The organism is Streptomyces sp. NBC_01635 (assembly GCF_045209715.1).
Lineage (GTDB): Bacteria > Actinomycetota > Actinomycetes > Streptomycetales > Streptomycetaceae > Streptomyces > Streptomyces hirsutus.
On record NZ_CP109277.1, the window covers coordinates 1,796,285 to 1,815,726 of the forward strand.

17 protein-coding genes, 6 tRNA genes and 1 pseudogene are annotated in these 19,442 nt (G+C 73.1%); 9 read left to right on the forward strand and 15 right to left on the reverse strand.

Annotation, left to right across the window (positions count from 1 at the left end; translation table 11 throughout):
• Positions 1 to 139: 139 nt before the first annotated feature.
• Positions 140 to 211 (reverse strand) — tRNA-Val (locus OHB56_RS08615).
• A gap of 78 nt (positions 212 to 289) precedes the next feature.
• Positions 290 to 751 (reverse strand): TIGR02611 family protein, encoded by a 462-nt coding sequence (locus tag OHB56_RS08620; protein WP_406352504.1) that lies wholly within the window; start codon positions 749 to 751, stop codon positions 290 to 292.
• A gap of 191 nt (positions 752 to 942) precedes the next feature.
• On the opposite strand from OHB56_RS08620, the gene OHB56_RS08625 reads away from it, so the two are divergent.
• Positions 943 to 1,356, forward strand: a complete 414-nt coding sequence (locus tag OHB56_RS08625) for an SsgA family sporulation/cell division regulator (RefSeq protein WP_004002642.1) — start codon at positions 943 to 945, stop codon at positions 1,354 to 1,356.
• Positions 1,357 to 1,632: 276 nt separating this feature from the next.
• Positions 1,633 to 2,193, forward strand: a complete 561-nt coding sequence (locus tag OHB56_RS08630; RefSeq protein WP_326751733.1) for a CGNR zinc finger domain-containing protein — start codon at positions 1,633 to 1,635, stop codon at positions 2,191 to 2,193.
• Between the two features lie 146 nt (positions 2,194 to 2,339).
• On the opposite strand, the gene OHB56_RS08635 is transcribed toward OHB56_RS08630, so the two are convergent.
• Complete coding sequence (locus OHB56_RS08635; protein ID WP_167353808.1) at positions 2,340 to 2,492, reverse strand: hypothetical protein; 153 nt, start codon at positions 2,490 to 2,492, stop codon at positions 2,340 to 2,342.
• A 203-nt stretch (positions 2,493 to 2,695) separates the two neighbouring features.
• Positions 2,696 to 3,157: a hypothetical protein gene (locus OHB56_RS08640; protein WP_326751734.1), complete on the reverse strand. Its 462-nt coding sequence runs from the start codon at positions 3,155 to 3,157 to the stop codon at positions 2,696 to 2,698.
• 320 nt (positions 3,158 to 3,477) lie between these two features.
• Between OHB56_RS08640 and OHB56_RS08645 the strand changes: the two genes are divergently transcribed.
• A complete protein-coding gene (locus OHB56_RS08645; RefSeq protein ID WP_326751735.1) occupies positions 3,478 to 4,002 on the forward strand; it encodes a DsbA family protein in 525 nt (174 codons plus the stop codon).
• Positions 4,003 to 4,027: 25 nt separating this feature from the next.
• Here OHB56_RS08645 and OHB56_RS08650 read toward each other — a convergent pair whose 3' ends face one another.
• The 3 genes from OHB56_RS08650 to OHB56_RS08660 all read right to left on the reverse strand — a co-directional run bounded on the left by OHB56_RS08650 (position 4,028) and on the right by OHB56_RS08660 (position 6,872).
• The gene (locus tag OHB56_RS08650; protein ID WP_406352507.1) at positions 4,028 to 4,924 is read right to left on the reverse strand and encodes a GNAT family N-acetyltransferase; all 897 of its coding nucleotides are present in this window, start codon (positions 4,922 to 4,924) and stop codon (positions 4,028 to 4,030) included.
• A gap of 77 nt (positions 4,925 to 5,001) precedes the next feature.
• Positions 5,002 to 5,823: an aminodeoxychorismate lyase gene (locus OHB56_RS08655; protein ID WP_326751737.1), complete on the reverse strand. Its 822-nt coding sequence runs from the start codon at positions 5,821 to 5,823 to the stop codon at positions 5,002 to 5,004.
• On the reverse strand, positions 5,820 to 6,872 hold the full coding sequence (locus tag OHB56_RS08660) for a chorismate-binding protein (protein ID WP_406352510.1): 1,053 nt from the start codon (positions 6,870 to 6,872) through the stop codon (positions 5,820 to 5,822). Before OHB56_RS08660 ends, OHB56_RS08655 begins: the two co-directional genes overlap by 4 nt.
• A gap of 155 nt (positions 6,873 to 7,027) precedes the next feature.
• Here OHB56_RS08660 and OHB56_RS08665 point away from each other — a divergent pair.
• The 5 genes from OHB56_RS08665 to OHB56_RS08685 all read left to right on the forward strand — a co-directional run bounded on the left by OHB56_RS08665 (position 7,028) and on the right by OHB56_RS08685 (position 7,489).
• Positions 7,028 to 7,100 (forward strand) — tRNA-Gly (locus OHB56_RS08665).
• Positions 7,101 to 7,136: 36 nt separating this feature from the next.
• Positions 7,137 to 7,210 (forward strand) — tRNA-Cys (locus tag OHB56_RS08670).
• A 1-nt stretch (position 7,211) separates the two neighbouring features.
• Positions 7,212 to 7,283 (forward strand) — tRNA-Val (locus tag OHB56_RS08675).
• 19 nt (positions 7,284 to 7,302) lie between these two features.
• A tRNA-Val gene (locus tag OHB56_RS08680) sits at positions 7,303 to 7,374 on the forward strand.
• 43 nt (positions 7,375 to 7,417) lie between these two features.
• Positions 7,418 to 7,489: transfer RNA gene (locus OHB56_RS08685), tRNA-Val, on the forward strand.
• A gap of 47 nt (positions 7,490 to 7,536) precedes the next feature.
• Here the strand turns inward: OHB56_RS08685 and OHB56_RS08690 are convergent.
• The 4 genes from OHB56_RS08690 to OHB56_RS08705 form a co-directional block, all read right to left on the reverse strand.
• Positions 7,537 to 7,818: a zf-TFIIB domain-containing protein gene (locus OHB56_RS08690; protein WP_326751739.1), complete on the reverse strand. Its 282-nt coding sequence runs from the start codon at positions 7,816 to 7,818 to the stop codon at positions 7,537 to 7,539.
• 80 nt (positions 7,819 to 7,898) lie between these two features.
• A complete protein-coding gene (locus OHB56_RS08695) occupies positions 7,899 to 8,831 on the reverse strand; it encodes an aminoglycoside phosphotransferase family protein (RefSeq protein WP_326751740.1) in 933 nt (310 codons plus the stop codon).
• Positions 8,832 to 9,201: 370 nt separating this feature from the next.
• Positions 9,202 to 9,411: a hypothetical protein gene (locus tag OHB56_RS08700; protein WP_326751741.1), complete on the reverse strand. Its 210-nt coding sequence runs from the start codon at positions 9,409 to 9,411 to the stop codon at positions 9,202 to 9,204.
• Between the two features lie 279 nt (positions 9,412 to 9,690).
• Positions 9,691 to 9,924: a hypothetical protein gene (locus OHB56_RS08705; RefSeq protein WP_055594627.1), complete on the reverse strand. Its 234-nt coding sequence runs from the start codon at positions 9,922 to 9,924 to the stop codon at positions 9,691 to 9,693.
• A 196-nt stretch (positions 9,925 to 10,120) separates the two neighbouring features.
• Between OHB56_RS08705 and OHB56_RS08710 the strand changes: the two are divergent.
• A pseudogene (locus OHB56_RS08710) lies at positions 10,121 to 11,556 on the forward strand (protein kinase domain-containing protein); the annotation flags it as partial.
• A 76-nt stretch (positions 11,557 to 11,632) separates the two neighbouring features.
• Here OHB56_RS08710 and OHB56_RS08715 read toward each other — a convergent pair.
• From OHB56_RS08715 to cbiE, 4 genes are all read right to left on the reverse strand, one after another.
• Positions 11,633 to 12,478, reverse strand: coding sequence for a TrmH family RNA methyltransferase (locus OHB56_RS08715; protein WP_406352512.1), 846 nt, complete (start codon positions 12,476 to 12,478; stop codon positions 11,633 to 11,635).
• Positions 12,479 to 12,587: 109 nt separating this feature from the next.
• A complete protein-coding gene (gene cobA, locus OHB56_RS08720) occupies positions 12,588 to 13,853 on the reverse strand; it encodes a uroporphyrinogen-III C-methyltransferase (RefSeq protein ID WP_406352514.1) in 1,266 nt (421 codons plus the stop codon).
• Between the two features lie 175 nt (positions 13,854 to 14,028).
• The gene (cobT, locus tag OHB56_RS08725; protein ID WP_406352516.1) at positions 14,029 to 17,820 is read right to left on the reverse strand and encodes a nicotinate-nucleotide--dimethylbenzimidazole phosphoribosyltransferase; all 3,792 of its coding nucleotides are present in this window, start codon (positions 17,818 to 17,820) and stop codon (positions 14,029 to 14,031) included.
• 381 nt (positions 17,821 to 18,201) lie between these two features.
• Positions 18,202 to 19,410, reverse strand: a complete 1,209-nt coding sequence (gene cbiE / locus OHB56_RS08730; RefSeq protein ID WP_326751745.1) for a precorrin-6y C5,15-methyltransferase (decarboxylating) subunit CbiE — start codon at positions 19,408 to 19,410, stop codon at positions 18,202 to 18,204.
• Between the last annotated feature and the right edge of the window lie 32 nt (positions 19,411 to 19,442).

Genomic DNA, 19,442 nt, shown 5'->3' on the forward strand with positions numbered 1-19,442 from the left:
ACCACCCGTCGGGCAGCCGCGGGACACCGGGCGGAGGCATCGCGTGGCCTCACCGCCACGCACCCGCGCGCCGCCGGGGACACGCGGACGCACTGCGGCCCGGCTCACCGTCGGTGAGCCGGGCCGCAGTGGGATCCGGTGGGCGATACTGGGTTCGAACCAGTGACCTCTTCGGTGTGAACGAAGCGCTCTCCCACTGAGCTAATCGCCCGGACGCAGGAAGAACATTACCCCATGTCAGGGAGTGCCCGTGACGGGCGGGGACCGGTGCTCGCGCCCCCGCCGCGGCTCACTGGTTCTCGATCTTCCAGGGCATCACGAGGCCGAACTTCCACAGGTAGATCCCGGCCAGCGCGGTCCCGATCACGAGGGCGACGGTGGTCAGGATGATGTTCCGGCGCCGCACCCGGGGATCGAGTGCGCGCTGCGCCGCCTCGGTGACCTTGCGCTTGGTCCACCGGAGCACCAGCTGGGCCCAGACGAACTCGGTCGCCCAGATCGCCATGCCGCCGAAGATCACCACCCAGCCCGGCCCGGGAAGCACCAGCATGGCGGCACCGGCCATCACGACCGCGAGCCCCACGACGAAGACGCCCACCTGCCAGCTCAGGTGCAGAGTGCGGCGCGCTTTGACGAAGGCCGGCGCCCTGGAGCCCAGCGCCCGTTCGTCCGATGCCTGGTCGGCCCTGTCCATCCCCGCTCGATCCGCCGTCGTGGCCGCCTCGCCGGGTGTGTCACTCCCCGTGTTCATACGGCCAAACACTACCGGAGCCCCTCACTTCACCGGAACGGGCTCAGCTCGCGAACGATCTTTCGGCCGGTTGAGTTACGTAAACCCATGCAAAACACTCAGAGGGGTTTACAACGGCACCGTAGGTGGCATGTCGATTTCGCCGACGTGCGAATCCCCGAGCGCACACTGAGCGAAAGGCCCTGGCGCTTATGAACACCACGGTCAGCTGCGAGCTGCACCTGCGCCTCGTTGTGTCGAGCGAGTCCTCCCTGCCTGTCCCCGCAGGCCTGCGGTACGACACGGCCGACCCCTACGCCGTGCACGCCACCTTCCACACCGGAGCCGAGGAGACCGTCGAGTGGGTGTTCGCCCGCGACCTCCTCGCCGAGGGGCTTCATCGCCCCACGGGCACCGGCGACGTCCGCGTCTGGCCGTCGCGCAGTCATGGTCAGGGCGTCGTCTGCATCGCCCTGAGCTCTCCGGAGGGAGAAGCTCTGCTCGAGGCCCCGGCACGGGCTCTGGAGTCCTTCCTGAAGCGTACGGACGCCGCCGTGCCTCCCGGCACGGAACACCGGCACTTCGATCTCGATCAGGAGCTCTCGCACATCCTGGCGGAAAGCTAGGCGAGGGTTCACCAAGCTGCCCGACGCCGTCGACTCGGGGTGACGGCTCGGGCCCTGACAGCCGTGCAACGGCACACAACGGCGCCGACGCCGCGGGACACCGCGGGCGGCGCCGTTGTGCTGCGCTCGAGCTCCGGCACGGAACCCCGGCGGGACCGCTCCTCCGCGGCCCTCGAAGCCGTATGCGAGCGAGGAGCGCTCATGGGCTTGCGGGAGCCACTACCATCGGCCAGCATCGGCGGGCGCCCGCCCGACCCTCAGGCCAGGGAGCGAATCGTGCTGATCACCCACGACACCCGGTGCGCGCTGGACACCGTGGTGGATCTGGTGAACTCCGCGCCGGAGGACGACTCGGCACCGGACGGGCTGCAGGACCTCCCGGCTCTCGAGGCCTTCGTGCGCAGCCACGAGGTCAGCGAGGTCGGGGTCCTCACGGAGTTCGACCTGTCGGCGGTGCGCAGGATCCGCGGACGGTTCGCCTCGGTCTTCGCCGCTCCCGACGCCCACAGCGCAGCCAAACTGATCAATGAGCTGATCGCGGCCGCGGGCACCACGCCCCGGCTCACCAACCACGACGGCTACGACTGGCACGTGCACTACTTCGCCCCCGGTGCCTCGGTCACCGATCACCTGGCGGCGGACTGCGGGATGGCACTGGCGTTCTTCGTGGTCGCCGGGGAACAGGAGCGGCTGCGGCGCTGCGAGGCGCCGGACTGCCGGCACGCCTTCGTCGATCTCTCCCGCAACCGCTCCCGCCGCTACTGCGACAGCCGCACCTGCGGCAACCGCCTGCACGTCGCCGCGTACCGCGCACGCCGCAAGGAGGCGGCGGGCTGAGCGTACGCAGCGGGGCGAGGCGGGGGGCGCACTCCGGGGCCGAGCCGAGCCGGCTGAGCTGCCTGAGCCGGTCGTCCGGGCGGGCGACGTGGCGATGCCGTGCCGACGCGGTCCCGACGGGTGGCGCCGGGTACCGCGGGTACGGCTCACAGCCAGAGCAGGTCGTGCAGGGCGGCCGTGAGCAGCAGACACCCGATCACCGCAAGGAAGATCATCAGCGGTGGCTGGGAAAGGGCGAAGAGGCATCCACGCGGCTCATCCTGCGGCGGCGCGGCCTCGCTCTGTGTCGTGTCCAGCATCTCGCGGGGATCATGACGCATCGGGAGCGCCCGATGCGATCACCACTCACGGACTGAACGCGAGGGTCCGATTTCCACGATCCCTCGTCCGAGCTGTGATCGTTTGCGCACGCTCCGGGACCGCCTGTGACGCTTCGGCCCGCTGCCTCCCGCTCCCGCGTCACCCCGTCACCTGCGGTGCGGCGCGTCCGCCCAGGACGGCTTCATATGCCGTGCTTCTTGAGGATCGCCTCGATGTCGCTGAAGTCGTCGTCACTCTTGGGCGCGGCCGTGGGGCGGGTCGCCCCCGGGCGGGAGCCCGGCCCCAGGGAGGGGGCCGAGGCCGTGGGGGCCACTGCCCCGGGCTGCGCGGACGCCCCGGCCGTCCGGCGCTGCTGCTTGCGTTCCTTCCGCTCCTGGCGGGTGCCGCCGCGCCGGCGCTCCACCGCGCGCGTGGTCATGAACAGCACCCAGGACAGGCCCAGCACGCCGAAGCCCGCCCAGGCCGTGGGGCTGAAGGCGGTGTCGGCCAGCCACTCGACGACACCGGTCATCACCAGGCCGATGGGAACGAGCGCATAGGCGGCGATGCGGGTCGCGGTGAGGAAGCGCTTGCGGTAGGCCGTGACCAGCGCGATGCCCAGGCCTGCCGCGGACACGGCGGAGCAGACGGTCTCGGCAATCATCCGGTCCTCCAGGCAGGGGTTCGGTGGCATCGGGCACTTCGTCCCTTCCATCCTGCACCTTCCGGACCTCACCGGGCCATGCTCCGGCCGCAGATCAGGGACATCTCCGGGTCGGCTCCTCCGCAGGTGCCGGTGCGGCGTACTCCCCCGGAGCCCGTCGTCCCGGTCATGCCGGTCATGCCGGGCTCACGGGCTCACGGGCTCACGGGCTCACGGGTTCCGGCGCCTGATACAGCCTGATCCGCACGAAAGACTCTCGGGGCCGGACGGGCGACAGGTCCGATTGGGTGCCGCGGCGCGGGGCTGGAAGACTGTCGCCCATGAGCGACTCCTCCCCCGCCCGCGCCGCCGCCCCCGTACTCGACGTGTGGTGCGATCTGCAGTGCCCGGACTGCCGTGACGCCCTCGACGATCTCCGCGCCCTGCGCGCCCGGTACGGCGACCGTCTGGAGCTGCGGCTGCGGCACTTCCCGCTGGAGAAGCACAAGCACGCCTTCGCCGCCGCCCAGGCCTCCGAGGAGGCGGCCGAGCAGGGGCAGGGCTGGGCCTACGCCGAGGCCGTACTGGGACGGGTCGAGGGACTGAGCCGTGCGGGAGAACCCTTCCTGGTCGAGGTCGCCCGGGAACTCGGACTGGACGCCGAGGAGTTCGACACCGCGCTGATCGACGGCCGGCACATCCTGATCGTGGACGCCGACCAGGCCGAGGGCAAGGCGATCGGGGTGACCGGCACCCCGACCTATGTCATCGGCGGTGAGCTCCTCGACGGCGGCAAGAGCCAGGAGGGCCTGCGCGAACGCGTCGAGGAGATCGCGGACCGGCTCCTCGCCGAGCAGGACGGCTGACCGAGGATCTCCCCGGCCCCGGCCCCTACAGCAGGTGCTTGTACATCGTGTACCGCGTCGTCCTGTAACCGAGTGACGCGTACAGCCGCTCCGCCGGAGTGTTGTCCGCGAAGACGTTGAGACCGATGGCGCTTTTCCCCGCGGCGATCGACTGCGCCTCGGCGAGCAGCATGAGGGATCGCCCGTGCCCCCGGCCGCGGTGTGCGGCGTCGGCCTCGACGTCGAACACGTATCCATGGTCCTCGCGTACCGCGAGCCACAGCGTGCCCACGGGGATGCCCTCGTGTTCGAGGACGCTGAGGAGCATCTCCTCCGAGTCCCGTCCGTCGGGGAGCAGGTCAGCCTGCTCCCTGGCCGCCTTGGTCCGCGCCTCGGCCTCCGGGACACCGCGCTCGATCCAGCTCCGCGCGTACTCCGCCTCGCTCCTGACCGACCAGGTGCCGAACTCGGCGTCGGTCATCGGCCGTCCGCGACTGCCCTCCGGAAGGGCGGGCGGGACGTCCCCCAGCGCCTTCTCCATGGTGTAGTTGCGCACGACGTAGCCGAGCGCCGTGGCGAGGCGGAGCGCGGGCCCGGCAGGGGCACCAAACCCGGCCGCCCGTGTCTCGGCCCCTTCGGCTTCGGCTTCGGCTTCGGCTTCGGCTTCGGCTTCGGCGGGGATCGTCACCTCGATGCGGCGGCAGCCCCAGCCGCGGGCGATCTCCTCGGCGGCGAGCGCGGCCACCGTGCCCCGGCCGCGCCTGCGGTCCGGCTCCTCGATCCGCAGGTTCGTGATCCGGGCCACGGCGTCACCGAAGACGGGATGCGTACCGATGTGTATGCGTCCGACGGGACGGCTGTTGACACACACCTGGTAGCGGCGGGAGCGCGTGCCGTCGGGATTCTGCTGGAGCGGCTCGGCCGGCCGCAGGGTCGTGGTCATCAGTGATGTTCTACCCCTGCGACCGCCCGGATCAGCCGAATGTCACGCACCGGCCCCGTACCCGGTCCCCAACCTCGTCACGGATCGAGGTCGGCCGCCGCGCGCTCGTCGAAGATCCGCATGGCCTTGGCCGTCACCGGGCCCGGGGCACCGGGCAGTTCACGGTCGTCGACACGCCGCACGGCTTGCACGTCCCGCAGGGTGGAGGTGAGGAAGACCTCGTCGGCCCGCTGGAGGACGTCCATCGGCAGATCGGTCTCGGCGGCGCCGGTCCACTCGACGGCCAGCGCCCGGGTGATGCCCGCGAGGCAGCCGGAGGCGACCGGCGGGGTGTGGATCTCACCGTCCAGGACGACGAAGACGTTGGACCCCGTGCCCTCGCAGAGCCGGCCGACCGTGTTGCCGAACAGCGCCTCCGAGGCGCCCTGTTCGCGGGCGCGGGCGAGGGCGACCACGTTCTCGGCGTAGGAGGTGGTCTTCAGGCCGGTGAGCGCGCCGCGTTCGTTGCGGGTCCAGGGAACGGTGATCACGGCGGTGGAGTCGGGGCGGCGGGTGGTGTCGCCCAGGGCGACGACGAGGGTCGGGCCGTGCTCGCCGCGGTCGGAGCCGAGGGGGCCGTGGCCGCCGGTGAAGGTGATGCGCAGCCGGCCGAGCGGCATCGGGTTGGCCTCGATGACGGCCGCGCAGGCGCGGCGGACCTCGTCGAGGTCCGGTTCGGGCAGGCCGAGACCCCGGGCGGAGCGGGCCAGCCGGTCGAGATGCCGGGTCAGCGCGAACGGTCTGCCGTTCACGGTCTTCACCGTCTCGAAAATGCCGTCGCCCACGGTCAGTCCGTGGTCGAAGACGGAGACGCGGGCGGACTCGATGTCCTGCAACCCGCCGTCGAGCCAGATCTTCACCTCAGGGTCCCTTCGCTCACCTCGTGCCTGCCCGACGCTACCGCGAGCAGCCGGGACGCCTTCAGCTCGGTCTCCCGCCACTCCCCCTCCGGGTCGGATCCCCAGGTGATGCCGGCACCGGTGCCGAACCGGAGCACGGCACCGCCGTCCGGCTCCCGGTCGATCCAGAAGGTACGGATGCCCACCGCCAGCCCGGCGGCGCCCCGGTCGGCGTCGACCCAGCCGATGCCGCCGCAGTACGGGCCCCGGGGCGCCGTCTCCAGGGTGTCGATGATCCGCAGGGCGCTCGACTTGGGCGCGCCGGTGACGGAGCCCGGCGGGAACGCGGCGGCGAACAGCTCGGGCCAGCCGGTCCCGGGCCGCAGCTCGCCCCGCACCGTCGACACCAGGTGCACCAGCCCCGGATGCTTCTCGACGGCGCACAGGTCGGGCACCGTGACGCTGCCGGTGGAGCAGACCTGGCCGAGGTCGTTGCGGACCAGGTCGACGATCATCACGTTCTCGGCGTAGTCCTTGTCGAGGAGGTCGGCCTCGGTGCGTCCGGTGCCCTTGATCGGCCCGGACTCGACGACGCGCCCCTCGCGGCTCAGGAAGAGCTCGGGCGAGGCGGTGGCGACCTCCACGCCGTGCCCCGGCAGGCGGATCGTTCCTGCGTACGGTGCCGGGTTGCCGCGGGCCAGCAGGGCGGTGAGAGCGTCCACGTCGGCGTCGGCCGGGACGGGGGCGGACAGTACACGGCAGAGGTTGGCCTGGTACACCTCGCCGGCGGCTATGTGCTCGCGGATGCGCCGTACGCCGGCCACGTACGCGGCGTGGTCCAGGGAGGACGTCCAGTCACCGGTGGCCGGCCCGCGCCAGCCGCCCGGCACCGGCGCGGGTACCGGCTGCTCGTGTACGTCGCGGAAGCGCGCGCAGGTCAGACGGCTCTCGAAGTCCGCGCAGACGGCCCAGAAACCGTGCGAGTCCAGGGCCGCCGGGTCGTCGGTGACATCGAGGAGACCGGTCGCGACGCGGCTGCCGAAGCGGGCGAGGGGTGGGAGATCGAGCACGCCGTCGAGTCTATGGCGGGGGCCGTCGAGGTGACCTGGCCGTGTCCGTGAGCAGACGCAGCGCAGCACGCTGCACAAACGGGTTTTTGTACTGGCCCCGGAATCCGCTAGAGTTCACCACGTCGCCGGGACGCGCAAGCGGACCGGACCGACAGGCGGACGTAGCTCAGTTGGTAGAGCGCAACCTTGCCAAGGTTGAGGTCGCGAGTTCGAACCTCGTCGTCCGCTCGAAGGATCGGGGGCCTCCCGGGCCCCTGCGCTCCTGGTGGAGTGGCCGAGAGGCGAGGCAACGGCCTGCAAAGCCGTCTACACGGGTTCAAATCCCGTCTCCACCTCCATGGACGATTAGCTCAGCGGGAGAGCGCTTCCCTGACACGGAAGAGGTCACTGGTTCAATCCCAGTATCGTCCACTGGATCTTCGGATCCTCCGCGCGATTAGCTCAGCGGGAGAGCGCTTCCCTGACACGGAAGAGGTCACTGGTTCAATCCCAGTATCGCGCACGCAGCACCCATGATCCGCTTTTCGGAGCGGTCGTGGTCCCGAGGACGATTAGCTCAGCGGGAGAGCGCTTCCCTGACACGGAAGAGGTCACTGGTTCAATCCCAGTATCGTCCACATCACCCCGGAACCCCCGGCCGCTCAGGCGGCCGGGGGTTCCGTCGTCAGGACGAGAAGAGCATGCGGCCGAAGCCCTTGTTCCGGTGGTGGCCGTAGTGGTGACCGCCGTGCGGGGCGCCCCACGCGGGCTGAGGCGCCGCCGGGTATGCCTGCGGGGCCGCGGGAGGCGGCGGCGCGGCCTGCTGGGACCACTGGGACTCCAGCCGGGTCAGCGACTCCAGCTCGCCGTAGTCGAGGAAGATCCCTCGGCAGCCGCTGCACTGCTCGATCTGGACACCGTTGCGGTTGTAGGTGTGCATCGGCGCACGACACTTCGGACACTGCATGATCGGTTCAACTCCTCGCCGGTCGGACCTGCTTCAGGTATCTCCAGGACAGACTCTGCCCGACTGCGGTCGGTTGCACCCTACTTCGTCGATTCGTGCGCCAACTCGGCTGGGACCGCGGCTATGCGCCGGCAGGCGTCGACCAGGGCGTGGTCCACCTCGTCCAGGGGCCGCCCGTCCGCCACCGCCTTGGTGACCGTCCGCGCGGCGGTCTGCACGGTGAGGGCGCGGGCCGGCACGTCCAGGACGGCCCAGGGGTCTTCGGCGGCGTCGAGGGCGGGCCCGCCCGCGGCCCGGTACGCGTCGAGGAACCGCCCCCACTCCTGCGGCGCCAGCAGCCCGCAGGCGAACCAGGCGGCGGGACGGCCGAGATCCCAGGCCGGGGCGCCCACGCCCAGGTCGTCGACGTCGATCAGCCGCCAGGACGCTCCGGGCGCCCGCACGAGCTGGCCGAGGTGGAGGTCGCCGTGGCACAGGGCGGCCGGCTGCGGCATGGGCGCCTCGGCGCGCGCCCAGGCGGGCAGGGTCGCCCAGGCATCCAGTACGGGGGCCACGGCCGGGTGGTCGCCGACGGCACGGAGCCCGGCGACGGCACGGGCCGCCTTGAGCGGGCCGCGCATGACCGGCGCCGACGCGGGGACCGGCGTGCGGTGCAACAGGGCGAGCAGGGTGCCGACGGCCTCCCAGGGGGCGGCGTCGGGATCCTCCGGGTCGACCGGGCTGCCGTACGGCCAGAAGGTCACGAGCCTGCCGTGCAGGTCGGCCGGTGCCGGACCGAGCGGGGGCAGGAGCACGTCCGGGTGGCGGGAGGCGAGGGCGAGGCGCCGGGTCAGCTCGGCGGCGTCGGCGTCCGGCGCGTGGGCCTTCGCGACGGTGTCCGCGTGCCGGACGACGGTGCCGTCGGGCCGGTCCGCGAGGGTGCCGCTCACCCCGCAGGGGCAGGTGGGGGTGCGGGTGTGGGCGATGTCTTCGGCCCGGGCGGTGAGTTCGGACAGGAGGGGGATGGCTGTCATGGGTCTCCCTGATGCGGCCTGCGGAGAGAGTACGCGGGAGCGTGACCGGCGTTGGCCGGTGGCGCGGGGAAGGACACGACTGCCCGTGGTGGCAACGCACCGGTGGTGCAGTGGCGGCCGCGCGACTCGGCGACACTGACGAACACCGCCCGCAGCACCACCCCCGTAGGCACCGCGACCATTGATTGAGCAACCCCCACGGCCGGCAACCACCTCCGCGAGAGCGGCGCCGGTTCAGGCGCACAAAAAAGTGCCGGCGCAGCTCCCCAGCTGCGCCGGCATTCCTGCCGTCCGTCGCACCCCCGTCCCCACGGGGTTTCATGGGTGGATGTCCCCGCCCGGACCGCTCTTCCGGGCCTGGGGTCGCCGCTCAGCGCCCCAGCATCTCTCCCACGGACGACGCCTGTGTGGCCACCGTCTCCCACCCGTCGAAGACGAGGAGGAGCAGGGCCGCCAGGGGAAGAGCCATCAGTGTCGCCACCACCGGGTGGCGACGGCCCTCACGGCTCGGACGGAACATGGCGGCTCCCGCCTTGTGTGCCCGTGTGCGGACGACTGTCCGCGATGCCGTATGGGCCATGGCCCCTCTCCTGACCGTTTCTGTTGTCGTGGTGCCTCGGGTTCTGTGTGCGAACCTCTGGCAGCGGCGGGCGTCCGACCTCGGGGGACGAGTACCGCACCCGCCGCTTGACCTCAAATCTAGGTGCCCGGCGCTTCCCGGACGTCATGCCTTCGTACCGATTGCCGGGCCTCCCGGAGGATGAGCCGTGACCTGCGGCGTACTCCCCTGGGTGGAGACGGGCCGCTCCGTGTCAGGGACATCCCCGAGGGGGCGTCCGGTCCGCCCCCTTCTCGTCGCTCATGTCTCCGAGTCCTCCACCCGCGGCACCGGGTGCTCGACCAGTGCGAGGACCCGGTTCGCCATGAACCGGGCTGTTCGCACCGCAGTTCCCGTACGCGTGACTTCACTCACTTCGACCACGCCCCGGCGCACCGCCGTCTCCACCCTGCGGCCCGCCCTGCTCGCCACCACCTCGTACGTGCGCGTCGTGTCCCCGGCGTCCACGACTATCTCCACACGGTCGCCCTTCATGTGATCAATCCCCCTTCGGTATCGAATGGTTGGGACCGCCACCTCGCGCGAACCCGGCCTGTCCGCGCGTCCCCCGACCACTCTTCAAGTCTCCCACCCACCACTGACAATCCGCCGCTCCGAGAGGGCGCGGCCTCTGCGCAAGGGCGCCCGGAGAAACGTAAGCTGGGGCACGTCACAGGACCGGGCAGCGGGGATGAACATGGCGATGATGCGCCTGAGGCGCGAGGACCCGCGCGTCGTCGGCTCTTTCAGACTTCACCGACGGCTCGGCGCGGGAGGGATGGGCGTTGTCTATCTCGGTTCCGACAAGAAGGGGCAGCGGGTCGCACTGAAGGTCATCCGGCCCGATCTGGCGGAGGACCAGGAGTTCCGCTCGCGGTTCGCGCGGGAGGTGTCCGCGGCGCGCCGCATCCGTGGCGGGTGCACGGCCCGTCTGGTGGCCGCCGACCTCGACGCGGACCGGCCGTGGTTCGCCACGCAGTACGTGCCCGGCCCGTCGCTGCACGACCGGGTCGCGGACGGGGGGCCGCTCGGCGCGGCCGAGGTCGCCGCGGTCGGCGCGGCCTTGTCGGAGGGGCTGGTCGCCGTGCACGAGGCCGGGGTCGTGCACCGGGATCTGAAGCCGTCCAACATCCTGCTGTCCCCGAAGGGGCCGCGGATCATCGACTTCGGCATCGCCTGGGCCACCGGTGCCTCGACGCTCACCCACGTCGGCACGGCGGTCGGCTCGCCCGGCTTCCTCGCACCGGAGCAGGTGCGGGGCGCGGCCGTCACACCGGCCACGGACGTGTTCTCGCTGGGCGCCACGCTGGCGTACGCGTCGATGGGCGACTCGCCCTTCGGGCACGGCAGTTCCGAGGTGATGCTGTACCGCGTGGTGCACGAGGAGGCCCATCTGCAGGATGTCCCGGACGCGTTGGCGCCGCTCGTCCGCGCGTGCCTCGCGAAGGACCCCGAGGAGCGGCCGAGCACGCTCCAGCTGTCGCTGCGGCTCAAGGAGATCGCCGCCCGGGAGGGTCAGGGATTCACCGGCGTCCGTCCGCCGGCTCCGCGCGGCGCGGAGCCGGAGCGTGCGGCGGGGCGCTTGGCCGACACCTACCCGGACCGTGCGCAGCGCCGGGTGCCGGGGCAGCAGGGTGCGCCCGAGGGGCAGGCCACCACTCCCCCGCCGCACGCCGCGGCCCCGGGTCGCGGCGCCGGTCCGGCCGGGGGCGGGGCGCCGCGGCGGCGGGGCAACCGGAGCGTGCCGCCGTCGCGCGGGAGCGGCGCGTCACGCGGTGGCAGTGCCTCGCGCGGCGGCGCCTCCCGCGGTGGCACGCCTTCCCGGTCCGGGTCCCGGTCCACGTCGGGTTCCCGGTCCACGCCCGGATCACGGTCCACGTCCGGATCACGGGACTCGACGCGGTCGGGCACCGGCCCCCGTCGTCCCGGGCCCCGGACGACGGGGAGCGGCCTGCGGCCGGCCAATCCACGGCTGCTCCTGCAGCGGCTGTTCGTGTTCGTCGTGGTGACACTGGTGGTCGCGGTCGGCATCGCCTTGATCCAGGGCTGACAGGACCGGCCCGCGGCCTCGGCGACGACGGCAGGGGCGCAGTGGCCGCCGGTCACCGGAGCAGGGCGTCGGCCGACTCGGGACGGCCGACTCCACCCGAGTACCTGCCGGGGCCGCGCCCGAGCCGGGGTCGGGCGGGCTCGGCGGGTTCGTTCACGGCGCAGGCAGGCTCTCCCCGTCCTGTCCCGTCGGCCGGCCCGTCGCCACCGCGTAGAAGGCGACCGCGGCCGCCGCGCCCACGTTGAGCGAGTCGACGCCGTGGGACATCGGGATGCGGACCCATTCGTCGGCGGCGACCAGGGCCTGGGTGGACAGCCCGTCGCCCTCCGCGCCCAGCATCAGGGCGACCCTGTCCATCCGGTGCGGGGCGGCCTCGTCGAGGCTGCGGGCCTTCTCGTCGGGGGTCAGGGCGAGCAGCGTGAAGCCCGCCTCACGGACCGATTCCAGGTCCCTGGGCCAGCTGGTGAGCCTGGCGTACGGCACGGAGAAGACCGCCCCCATGGAGACCTTGACGCTGCGGCGGTAGAGCGGGTCGGCGCAGTCCGGGGAGAGCAGGACCGCGTCCATGCCGAGGGCCGCCGCCGAGCGGAAGATGGCACCGATGTTGGTGTGGTCGTTGACGGACTCCAGGATCACCACCCGGCGGGCGGTGCGCAGCAGTTCGGCAGCCGTGGGCAGGGGGGTGCGCTGCATGGAGGCGAGCGCGCCGCGGTGCACGTGATAGCCGGTGACCTGTTCGGCGAGTTCCGGGCTCACGGCGTAGACCGGGGCGGGGAGTTCGTCGATGACGTCGCGCATGACGTCGACCCACTTGGCCGAGAGCAGCATGGAGCGCATCTCGTAGCCCGCGTCCTTGGCGCGTCTGATGACTTTCTCGCCCTCGGCGATGAACAGGCCTTCGACGGGTTCGCGGGTGCGGCGCAGCTCCACGTCGGTCAGGCCCGTGTAGTCGTGCAGGCGCGGGTCGTCGGGGTCCTCGACGGTGATGAGATCGGCCACGGGGGTGATACTGCCTTGTCCTGGGTGTGGTGCCAACGGCCGGGATCGGCCGTGTTACCGGGGGTTACTGCCGGGGATGTCGCCTGCGGTCCACAAGGGTCGCGAAGGCTTACGAGGGCTGCGAGGGCTGCGCGGGCTGCGGAGCCCGCGCAGCAGGAAGTCCGACGTTCACGACCTCGCCGATGACGATGACCGCCGGCGGCTTGACCCCCTCGGCCCGGACGGTCTCGCCGACCGTGGCGAGAGTGGCGTCGACGCGGCGCTGGGCGGCCGTGGTGCCCTCCTGGACCAGGGCGACCGGGGTCTCCGGCGACCTGCCGTGCGCCACGAGGGCCTCGGCGATCCGGCCGATCTTGTCGACGCCCATGAGCACCACGAGGGTGCCGGTCAGCTTCGCCAGCGACGGCCAGTCGACCAGGGAACGCTCGTCGTCGGGCGCGACGTGCCCGCTGACCACGGTGAACTCGTGGGCCACCCCACGGTGGGTGACCGGAATCCCGGCCGCGCCCGGGACCGAGATGGAGCTGGAGATGCCGGGGACCACGGTGCACGCGATGCCCGCCTCGGCGAGCGCGTGCAGTTCCTCCATGCCGCGGCCGAAGACATACGGGTCCCCGCCCTTGAGCCGGACCACCGCCTTGCCCTGCCTGGCGTGTTCGATCAGCGCGTGGTTGATGGCCTCCTGCGCCATGAACCGGCCGTACGGGATCTTCGCCGCGTCGATCACCTCGACGTGCGGCGGGAGTTCGGCCAGCAGGTCGCGCGGGCCGAGCCGGTCGGCGATGACGACGTCCGCCTCGGCGAGCAGCCGGCGTCCGCGCACGGTGATCAGGTCCGGGTCGCCGGGACCGCCGCCGACGAGGGCGACGCCCGGGGTGCGGGTGCGGTGGTGCCGGGCGACGAGCGTGCCGTCGCGCAGACCCTCGACCACGGCGTCGCGGATCGCGGCGGTGTGGCGGGGGTCGCGGCCCTTGACGTCCGTGGTGAGGACGGCGACCGTGACTCCCTCGCTGTGCCCGGTGGCCGGGGTCCAGGCCGTGGCCTGGTCGGCGTCGTCGGAGCGGACGCACCAGACGCGGTGGTGTTCGGCCTCGGCGGAGGCGCGGGCGTTGGCCTCGCCGTCGCCGGTGGCGATCAGCGCGTACCAGGCGTCCGTGAGGTCGCCCTCGGCGTAGCGGCGCCGCTCCCAGGTGATCTCACCGGCGTCCGCCATCGCCTCCACGGAGGGCGTCGCCTCCGGTGAGATCAGAACGATGGACCCGCCGGCCGCTATGAGGGCGGGCAGCCGACGCTGGGCGACCTGGCCGCCGCCGAGCACCACGACTCGACGGCCGGTGAGGCGGAGGCCCACGGGGTAGGCGGGGTGTTCGGCCATGAGGCTGCGGCTCCTCGTACAGGCGGGCGTGCGAGGGGCGCTACGGCACTGGAGCGGCCCTGACGTGCGGTCTGCGGATGTGGGACCAGCGTACGGCGGTGGGGTCGGCGTACGGCGGGGGTGGGGCGGCGACGGCGGAACACCGGACGCCGCGCCCCACCCCTGCGGGGTACTGCTACTTCTCGGTGACGCCCGCCGAGTCGAACGTCGCCACCTCGTGCATGGCTCGCGCGGTGCTCTGCACCATCGGCAGGGCGAGCAGCGCACCCGTGCCCTCGCCGAGGCGCAGGTCCAGGTCGACCAGCGGACGCAGGCCCAGCTTGTTGAGCGCGGCCACGTGGCCGGGCTCGGCGCTGCGGTGTCCCGCGATGCACGCGGCCAGCACCTCGGGAGCGATGGCACGGGCCACCAGGGCGGCGGCCCCGGCGCTGACGCCGTCCAGGATCACCGGCGTACGCAGGGACGCGCCGCCGAGGAGCAGGCCCACCATGGCCGCGTGCTCGAACCCGCCGACGGCGGCGAGGACGCCGAGGGGGTCGGCGGGGTCCGGCTGGTGCAGTTCGAGGGCGCGGCGCACGACGTCGGTCTTGCGGACCAGGGTCTCGTCGTTGATGCCGGTGCCCCGGCCGGTGACCTCGGCCGGGTCCGCGCCGGTGAAGACGGAGATCAGGGCGGCGGACGCGGTGGTGTTCGCGATACCCATCTCACCGGTGAGCAGGGCCTTGTTGCCGGCGGCGACCAGGTCGCGGGCGGTCTCGATGCCGACCTCGATGGCCTGCTTGGCCTCCTCGCGGGTCATCGCGAGGCCGACGGTCATGTCGGAGGTGCCGGCGCGGACCTTGCGCGGCAGCAGTCCCGGGGTGGCCGGGAGGTCGGAGGCCACACCGACGTCGACCACGCAGACCTCGGCGCCCACCTGCGTGGCGAAGGCGTTGCAGACCGCTCCGCCGCCGAGGAAGTTGGCCACCATCTGGGCGGTGACCTCCTGCGGCCACGGGGTGACGCCCTGGGCGTGAACACCGTGGTCGCCCGCGAAGACCGCGACGGCCGCGGGCTCCGGAATGGGCGGCGGGCACTGCCGGGACAGTCCGGACAGCTGAGCGGAGATGATCTCCAGCATGCCGAGCGCGCCGGCCGGCTTGGTCATCCGCTTCTGCCGCTCCCAGGCCTCACCGAGTGCCTTGGCGTCCAGCGGGCGGATCTGCGCGACGGTCTCGGCGAGCAGGTCGTGCGGCTCCTCGCCGGGCAGCACCCGCCTGCCGTACGTCTCCTCGTGCACGACCCACGACAGCGGGCGGCGCTTGGACCAGCCGGCCTGCATCAGCTCGGGCTCGTCCGGGAACTCGTCGACGTAACCCACGCACAGGTAGGCGACCACTTCGAGGTGCTCGGGCAGGCCCAGGGAGCGGACCATCTCGCGCTCGTCGAAGAAGCTGACCCAGCCGACCCCGAGGCCCTCGGCGCGCGCGGCGAGCCACAGGTTCTGGACCGCCAGGGCGGAGGAGTACGGCGCCATCTGCGGCTGGGTGTGCCGGCCCAGGGTGTGCCGGCCGCCGCGGGTCGGGTCGGCGGTGACGACGATGTTCACCGGGGTGTCGAGGATGGCCTCGATCTTCAGTTCCTTGAACTGCTTCGCCCGGCCCTTGGGCAGGGACTTGGCGTAGGCCTCGCGCTGGCGCTCGGCCAGTTCGTGCATGGTGCGCCGGGTCTCCGCGGAGCGGATGACGACGAAGTCCCAGGGCTGCGAGTGGCCCACGGAGGGCGCGGTGTGGGCGGCCTCCAGGACGCGGAGCAGGACCTCGTGCGGGATGGGGTCGTCGCGGAACCCGTTGCGGATGTCCCGGCGCTCCCGCATGACCTTCCGCACGGCCTCGCGCTCGGCCTCGTCGTAGCCGGGGGCGGCGGGGCCGGCGGCCGGCGCGGCGTGCACCGCTTCGGCGCCTCGGGTGTCGAGGTCGTCGGGGTTCTGGGCCGGTACGGACTGGGCCGGTTCGGGCGAAGCCGGTACGGCCTGGATCGGCTCGGTCTCCGCGGGCGGGTGCTCGCCCGGCGCGTTCTCCGCGAGGCCCTGCTCGGCCGGCGGCTCGACGGCCGGTTCCGGGACGGGAGCGACGGGAACGGCGCCGGTGTCGACCCGGCGGGGCACGGGGGCCGGACCTGCGGCCTCCGGCACGGGCTGTTCCTCGGCGGGGAGGGCCGACGGCTGCGGCGGGGTCGGCGCGAGATGCGGGGTGGTCGGCACGGCTCCCTCGACGGGGACGAACTCCCCCAGGGTCTGGTCCGGCCGCGCCTCCGGGGGAACGCTGCCGGGGAGCGGCATGGCGGTGCCGTCGAAAGCGACCGGGTCGGCGGCGAGGGCCTCGGGGCCCGAGGGTGCCGGGGGTGCCGGGGAGTCGGGAAGCGGCGCCCATGCCTCCTGGGCGGGCAGGGCGAAGGGGGCGGCCGGGGTCTGCTGGAGGTCCTGGGCCGGGTGCGCGGCCGGGACGTACGGGCCGTCCGGTCCCTCGGTCACGGGCTCGGCTGCCGCCGCCTGCTGAAGCCCCGGCTCGGTTGCCGCCACGGGAGCGGGCTCCGTGGCGGGAGTGGGCTCCGTGTCAAGTGCAGGCTCCGTGTCGGGGGCGGGCGCTGCTTCGAGGGCTGACCCGTCGGGCTCCGGTTCCTCGGCGTGCTCGGGCGTCCGGAGGGCGGCGGCTTCGGGGGCCTGTCCCTGGTCGACGGGTGCGACCGGTTCGGCGGGTACGGGGGTGGACACCTCGGCAGCGCCGTCGTCCTGGGCGGCGGTGGCGCTCGCCTGCGGGGCTGCCGGGCCGGTGAACGGTCCCTGGGGTTCGTGGGTCACGGCGGAGAGGGCCTCGGTTCCGTCGGCGGCGACGGTGACGTCCTCCGGCGCCTGGGCGGCCACGGCCTCCTGGACCGGAGAGTCCGGCGCCACGGCGGCGACGGGGGCGGCGTCCGCCTCGGGCGCCGGCACCTGCTCCTCGGCAGCCGCTGCCGGTACGGGCTCGGCGCCCTGACCCGCATCCTGACCCGCGTCCGGGACGGGGGACGGTACGGCGTCCACGGCGGGACCGGCTGCGTAGCCGGGGCTCCCGGGCAGCCCGGCGGTCGCACCGGTCGCCGAACCCGGTTCCGTGCTCGAACCCGCGTCGGGCCCGGTCGCCTCGGCCGTCGGCACGGAAGAGCCCTCGGAGCCTTCGGACCCCGCAAGGCCCTCCGGTCCCGGAGCCCCCTCCGGACCCGGCGCGGGAACGGCGTCCGCGACCGGTGCGCCCGGGGTGCTCTGCCGGTCCGCCGCGGCCGCGGCGGCCTGCGGCGCGTCCTGCGGCTGACCGGCGCCCGCCTCCGTCGCGACGCGGGCGACCAGCGCCTGGGCGGCCCCCAGGGACCGCTGAGACGGAACAACCGTTTCCGCTTGGGCGGTCGCACCCACCGTCGCATGGGCGCCCCAGGGCTGCGCCGCCTGCGGGACCGCTTCCCGGGTGCGCGGCACGTCGAGGTACTCGGGACCGGCGGACGGCAGGCCTGTCTGGCGCACCGGCACGTCGGCGGGGCCGCGGTCGGCAAGGGAGCGGACCGGGCCGGCGGTGGTGCTGGGAATGGGCGGGCCGAGGTGCAGCGGCCGGCGCGGCGCGACCGGCGCCTGCGACCCGTGCGTGACCGCGGGACCGGGCGCCTGCTGCTGCCCGGGATCGGGCAGGCGGACGCCACCGAGGTCGACCGACCCGGTGTCCCGGCCGGACGTCTCGTGCGGTCCCGGCTCGTGCACGGTCTCGACGACCGGCTCCGGCGCGGGTGGGGCGACCTCGTTGCCCCAGGCGCCCTGGGCGCCCGGCAGCAGCAGGTCTTCGTCCTCGGCGGAACTCTCGGAGAGGTAGGCGTACGAGTCGGGCGCGGGGACGCCCGGCTGCTCCACCATGCCTGCGTTCTCCGGCTGTCCCTCGCCCGGGACCTGGCCGGTGTCGGTCATGCGTACCCCTCGCCCATCGGTTAGTGCTCCTACGACCAGCTCACCCGGAACGGCGCACCCGACCGCTCCACACTGAAGAACGAGCGTGCGTCCCCAGCGGTACGAACGGCCTTCCCTAAAAGGCGACAAAGCCATTCACAGGCATTGTCGCTGCCGTACGACCGCCGCGTCAGCTTGATCCGCGACGGTTCCGCTGTGGACTGCGCCACGTTGCGCGTCCTTGGCTTGTGCCGTACCACACACACCTCGGAACGGGCGTGTTTTCGGGACATCGGCCGACGAGTCGGCGGGCGTCCGAGTTGCGGTACAACGATCGGCCAGCCTACCGCGCGCGATACGACAACCCGCTCGCGGGGACGGCATCGGAACAGGGCGGCGCGCTCAGGTGGTACGCGTCGGCAGCACGCCGCTGAGCAGGAACGCGACGCTCCGTTCGGTCTCCGTCCAGGCCTTGGTGTCGAGCTCGACGGACTGCAGGAGGGCGCACTCGACCCGGTAGCCGTGCTCGGTCAGTTCCCGGCCGATCCGCTCGGCCGCGTCGCGGGTGGCGGCGTGCGTGACGATGCGCTGCGGGCGGCGGTCGGCCACCGCCAGGACCACGGCCGCTCCCCCGCCGCCGACGCGGACGACGTCCGGTTCGGGGAGGTCCTCCAGCACCTGCGGGGCGGTGCCGTGCACGACCTGGAGCTGAACGCCGTGACGGCGGGCGGTGGAGTCGGTGTGCGCGCAGGCCCGCAGGTCGCTGTCGACGGCGATGACCGCGGCGCCGGCCCGCGCCGCCTCGACGGCGAAGGCACCGCTTCCGCAGCCGATGTCCCACACGAGGTCGCCGAGTCTGGGGCCGAGCCGGGCGAGCTGGGAGACGCGCAGCGGCTCCCGTTCGCCCTCGCCGAGGCCGCCGCCGTAGGCGTCGGCCGGCAGCGTCCAGCCGCGCGGGCCGGCGGCGGGGTCGCGCCCGGCGATCCAGCCGCCGGACGCGGTGGTGGCCTGGCCGCCGGCGACGATGACGACGTTCGGGTCGCGCCAGGTGTGGTCGGCGGCCCGGTCGGAGGTGACGACGCTGACCCGCTCGCGCGCGGTGCCGAGTTCCTCGCAGATGACGAAGGTGCGGTGGACGCCCTCCATGAGCAGGCCCAGTTCGGCCGGGCCGGCGCCGGGAGACGTGAGAACCGCCACTTTGGTGTGGGCCCGGCATACGTTCACCGCGCGTCGCAGGGTTCGGGGATGTGCGACCACCACGTGTGCGTCGTCCCAGGGCATGCCGGCTCGGGCGAAGGCGGCGGCAACGGAGGAGACCGCGGGGACGACCTCGACCTCCAGGCCGAACTCGGGTGCGCGCAGGGTCCTTACGACGCCGAAGAAGCCCGGGTCGCCGTCGGCGAGGACCACCGCCGTGCCGCGGTGGCCGGCGACCCGGCGGGCGGCCAGGGCGACACTGCCGAGCCGGATGCGCTCGGCACCGGCGGGTACCTCGGGAAGTTCCAGGTGGTGCGCGGCGCCTGCCACCAGGGTGGCGGCGCCCAGTGCGGCGCGGGCCGCTGCGGTCAGCGGCGAACCGTCCCAGCCGATCACCGTGACCCGGTCGGCCATCGTCGTCAGTCTCCTGGTGTGCGCGGGGCGTC

Bases quoted from the DNA above. Each gene is read 5' to 3' on its own strand.
- OHB56_RS08620 (WP_406352504.1), bottom strand. From the start codon at position 751: ATGAACACGGGGAGTGACACACCCGGCGAGGCGGCCACGACGGCGGAT.
- OHB56_RS08625 (WP_004002642.1), top strand. From the start codon at position 943: ATGAACACCACGGTCAGCTGCGAGCTGCACCTGCGCCTCGTTGTGTCG.
- OHB56_RS08635 (WP_167353808.1), bottom strand. From the start codon at position 2,492: ATGCTGGACACGACACAGAGCGAGGCCGCGCCGCCGCAGGATGAGCCG.
- OHB56_RS08640 (WP_326751734.1), bottom strand. From the start codon at position 3,157: ATGATTGCCGAGACCGTCTGCTCCGCCGTGTCCGCGGCAGGCCTGGGC.
- OHB56_RS08645 (WP_326751735.1), top strand. From the start codon at position 3,478: ATGAGCGACTCCTCCCCCGCCCGCGCCGCCGCCCCCGTACTCGACGTG.
- OHB56_RS08650 (WP_406352507.1), bottom strand. From the start codon at position 4,924: ATGACCACGACCCTGCGGCCGGCCGAGCCGCTCCAGCAGAATCCCGAC.
- OHB56_RS08690 (WP_326751739.1), bottom strand. From the start codon at position 7,818: ATGCAGTGTCCGAAGTGTCGTGCGCCGATGCACACCTACAACCGCAAC.
- OHB56_RS08695 (WP_326751740.1), bottom strand. From the start codon at position 8,831: ATGACAGCCATCCCCCTCCTGTCCGAACTCACCGCCCGGGCCGAAGAC.
- OHB56_RS08700 (WP_326751741.1), bottom strand. From the start codon at position 9,411: ATGGCCCATACGGCATCGCGGACAGTCGTCCGCACACGGGCACACAAG.
- OHB56_RS08705 (WP_055594627.1), bottom strand. From the start codon at position 9,924: ATGAAGGGCGACCGTGTGGAGATAGTCGTGGACGCCGGGGACACGACG.
- cobA (WP_406352514.1), bottom strand. From the start codon at position 13,853: ATGGCCGAACACCCCGCCTACCCCGTGGGCCTCCGCCTCACCGGCCGT.
- cobT (WP_406352516.1), bottom strand. From the start codon at position 17,820: ATGACCGACACCGGCCAGGTCCCGGGCGAGGGACAGCCGGAGAACGCA.
- cbiE (WP_326751745.1), bottom strand. From the start codon at position 19,410: ATGGCCGACCGGGTCACGGTGATCGGCTGGGACGGTTCGCCGCTGACC.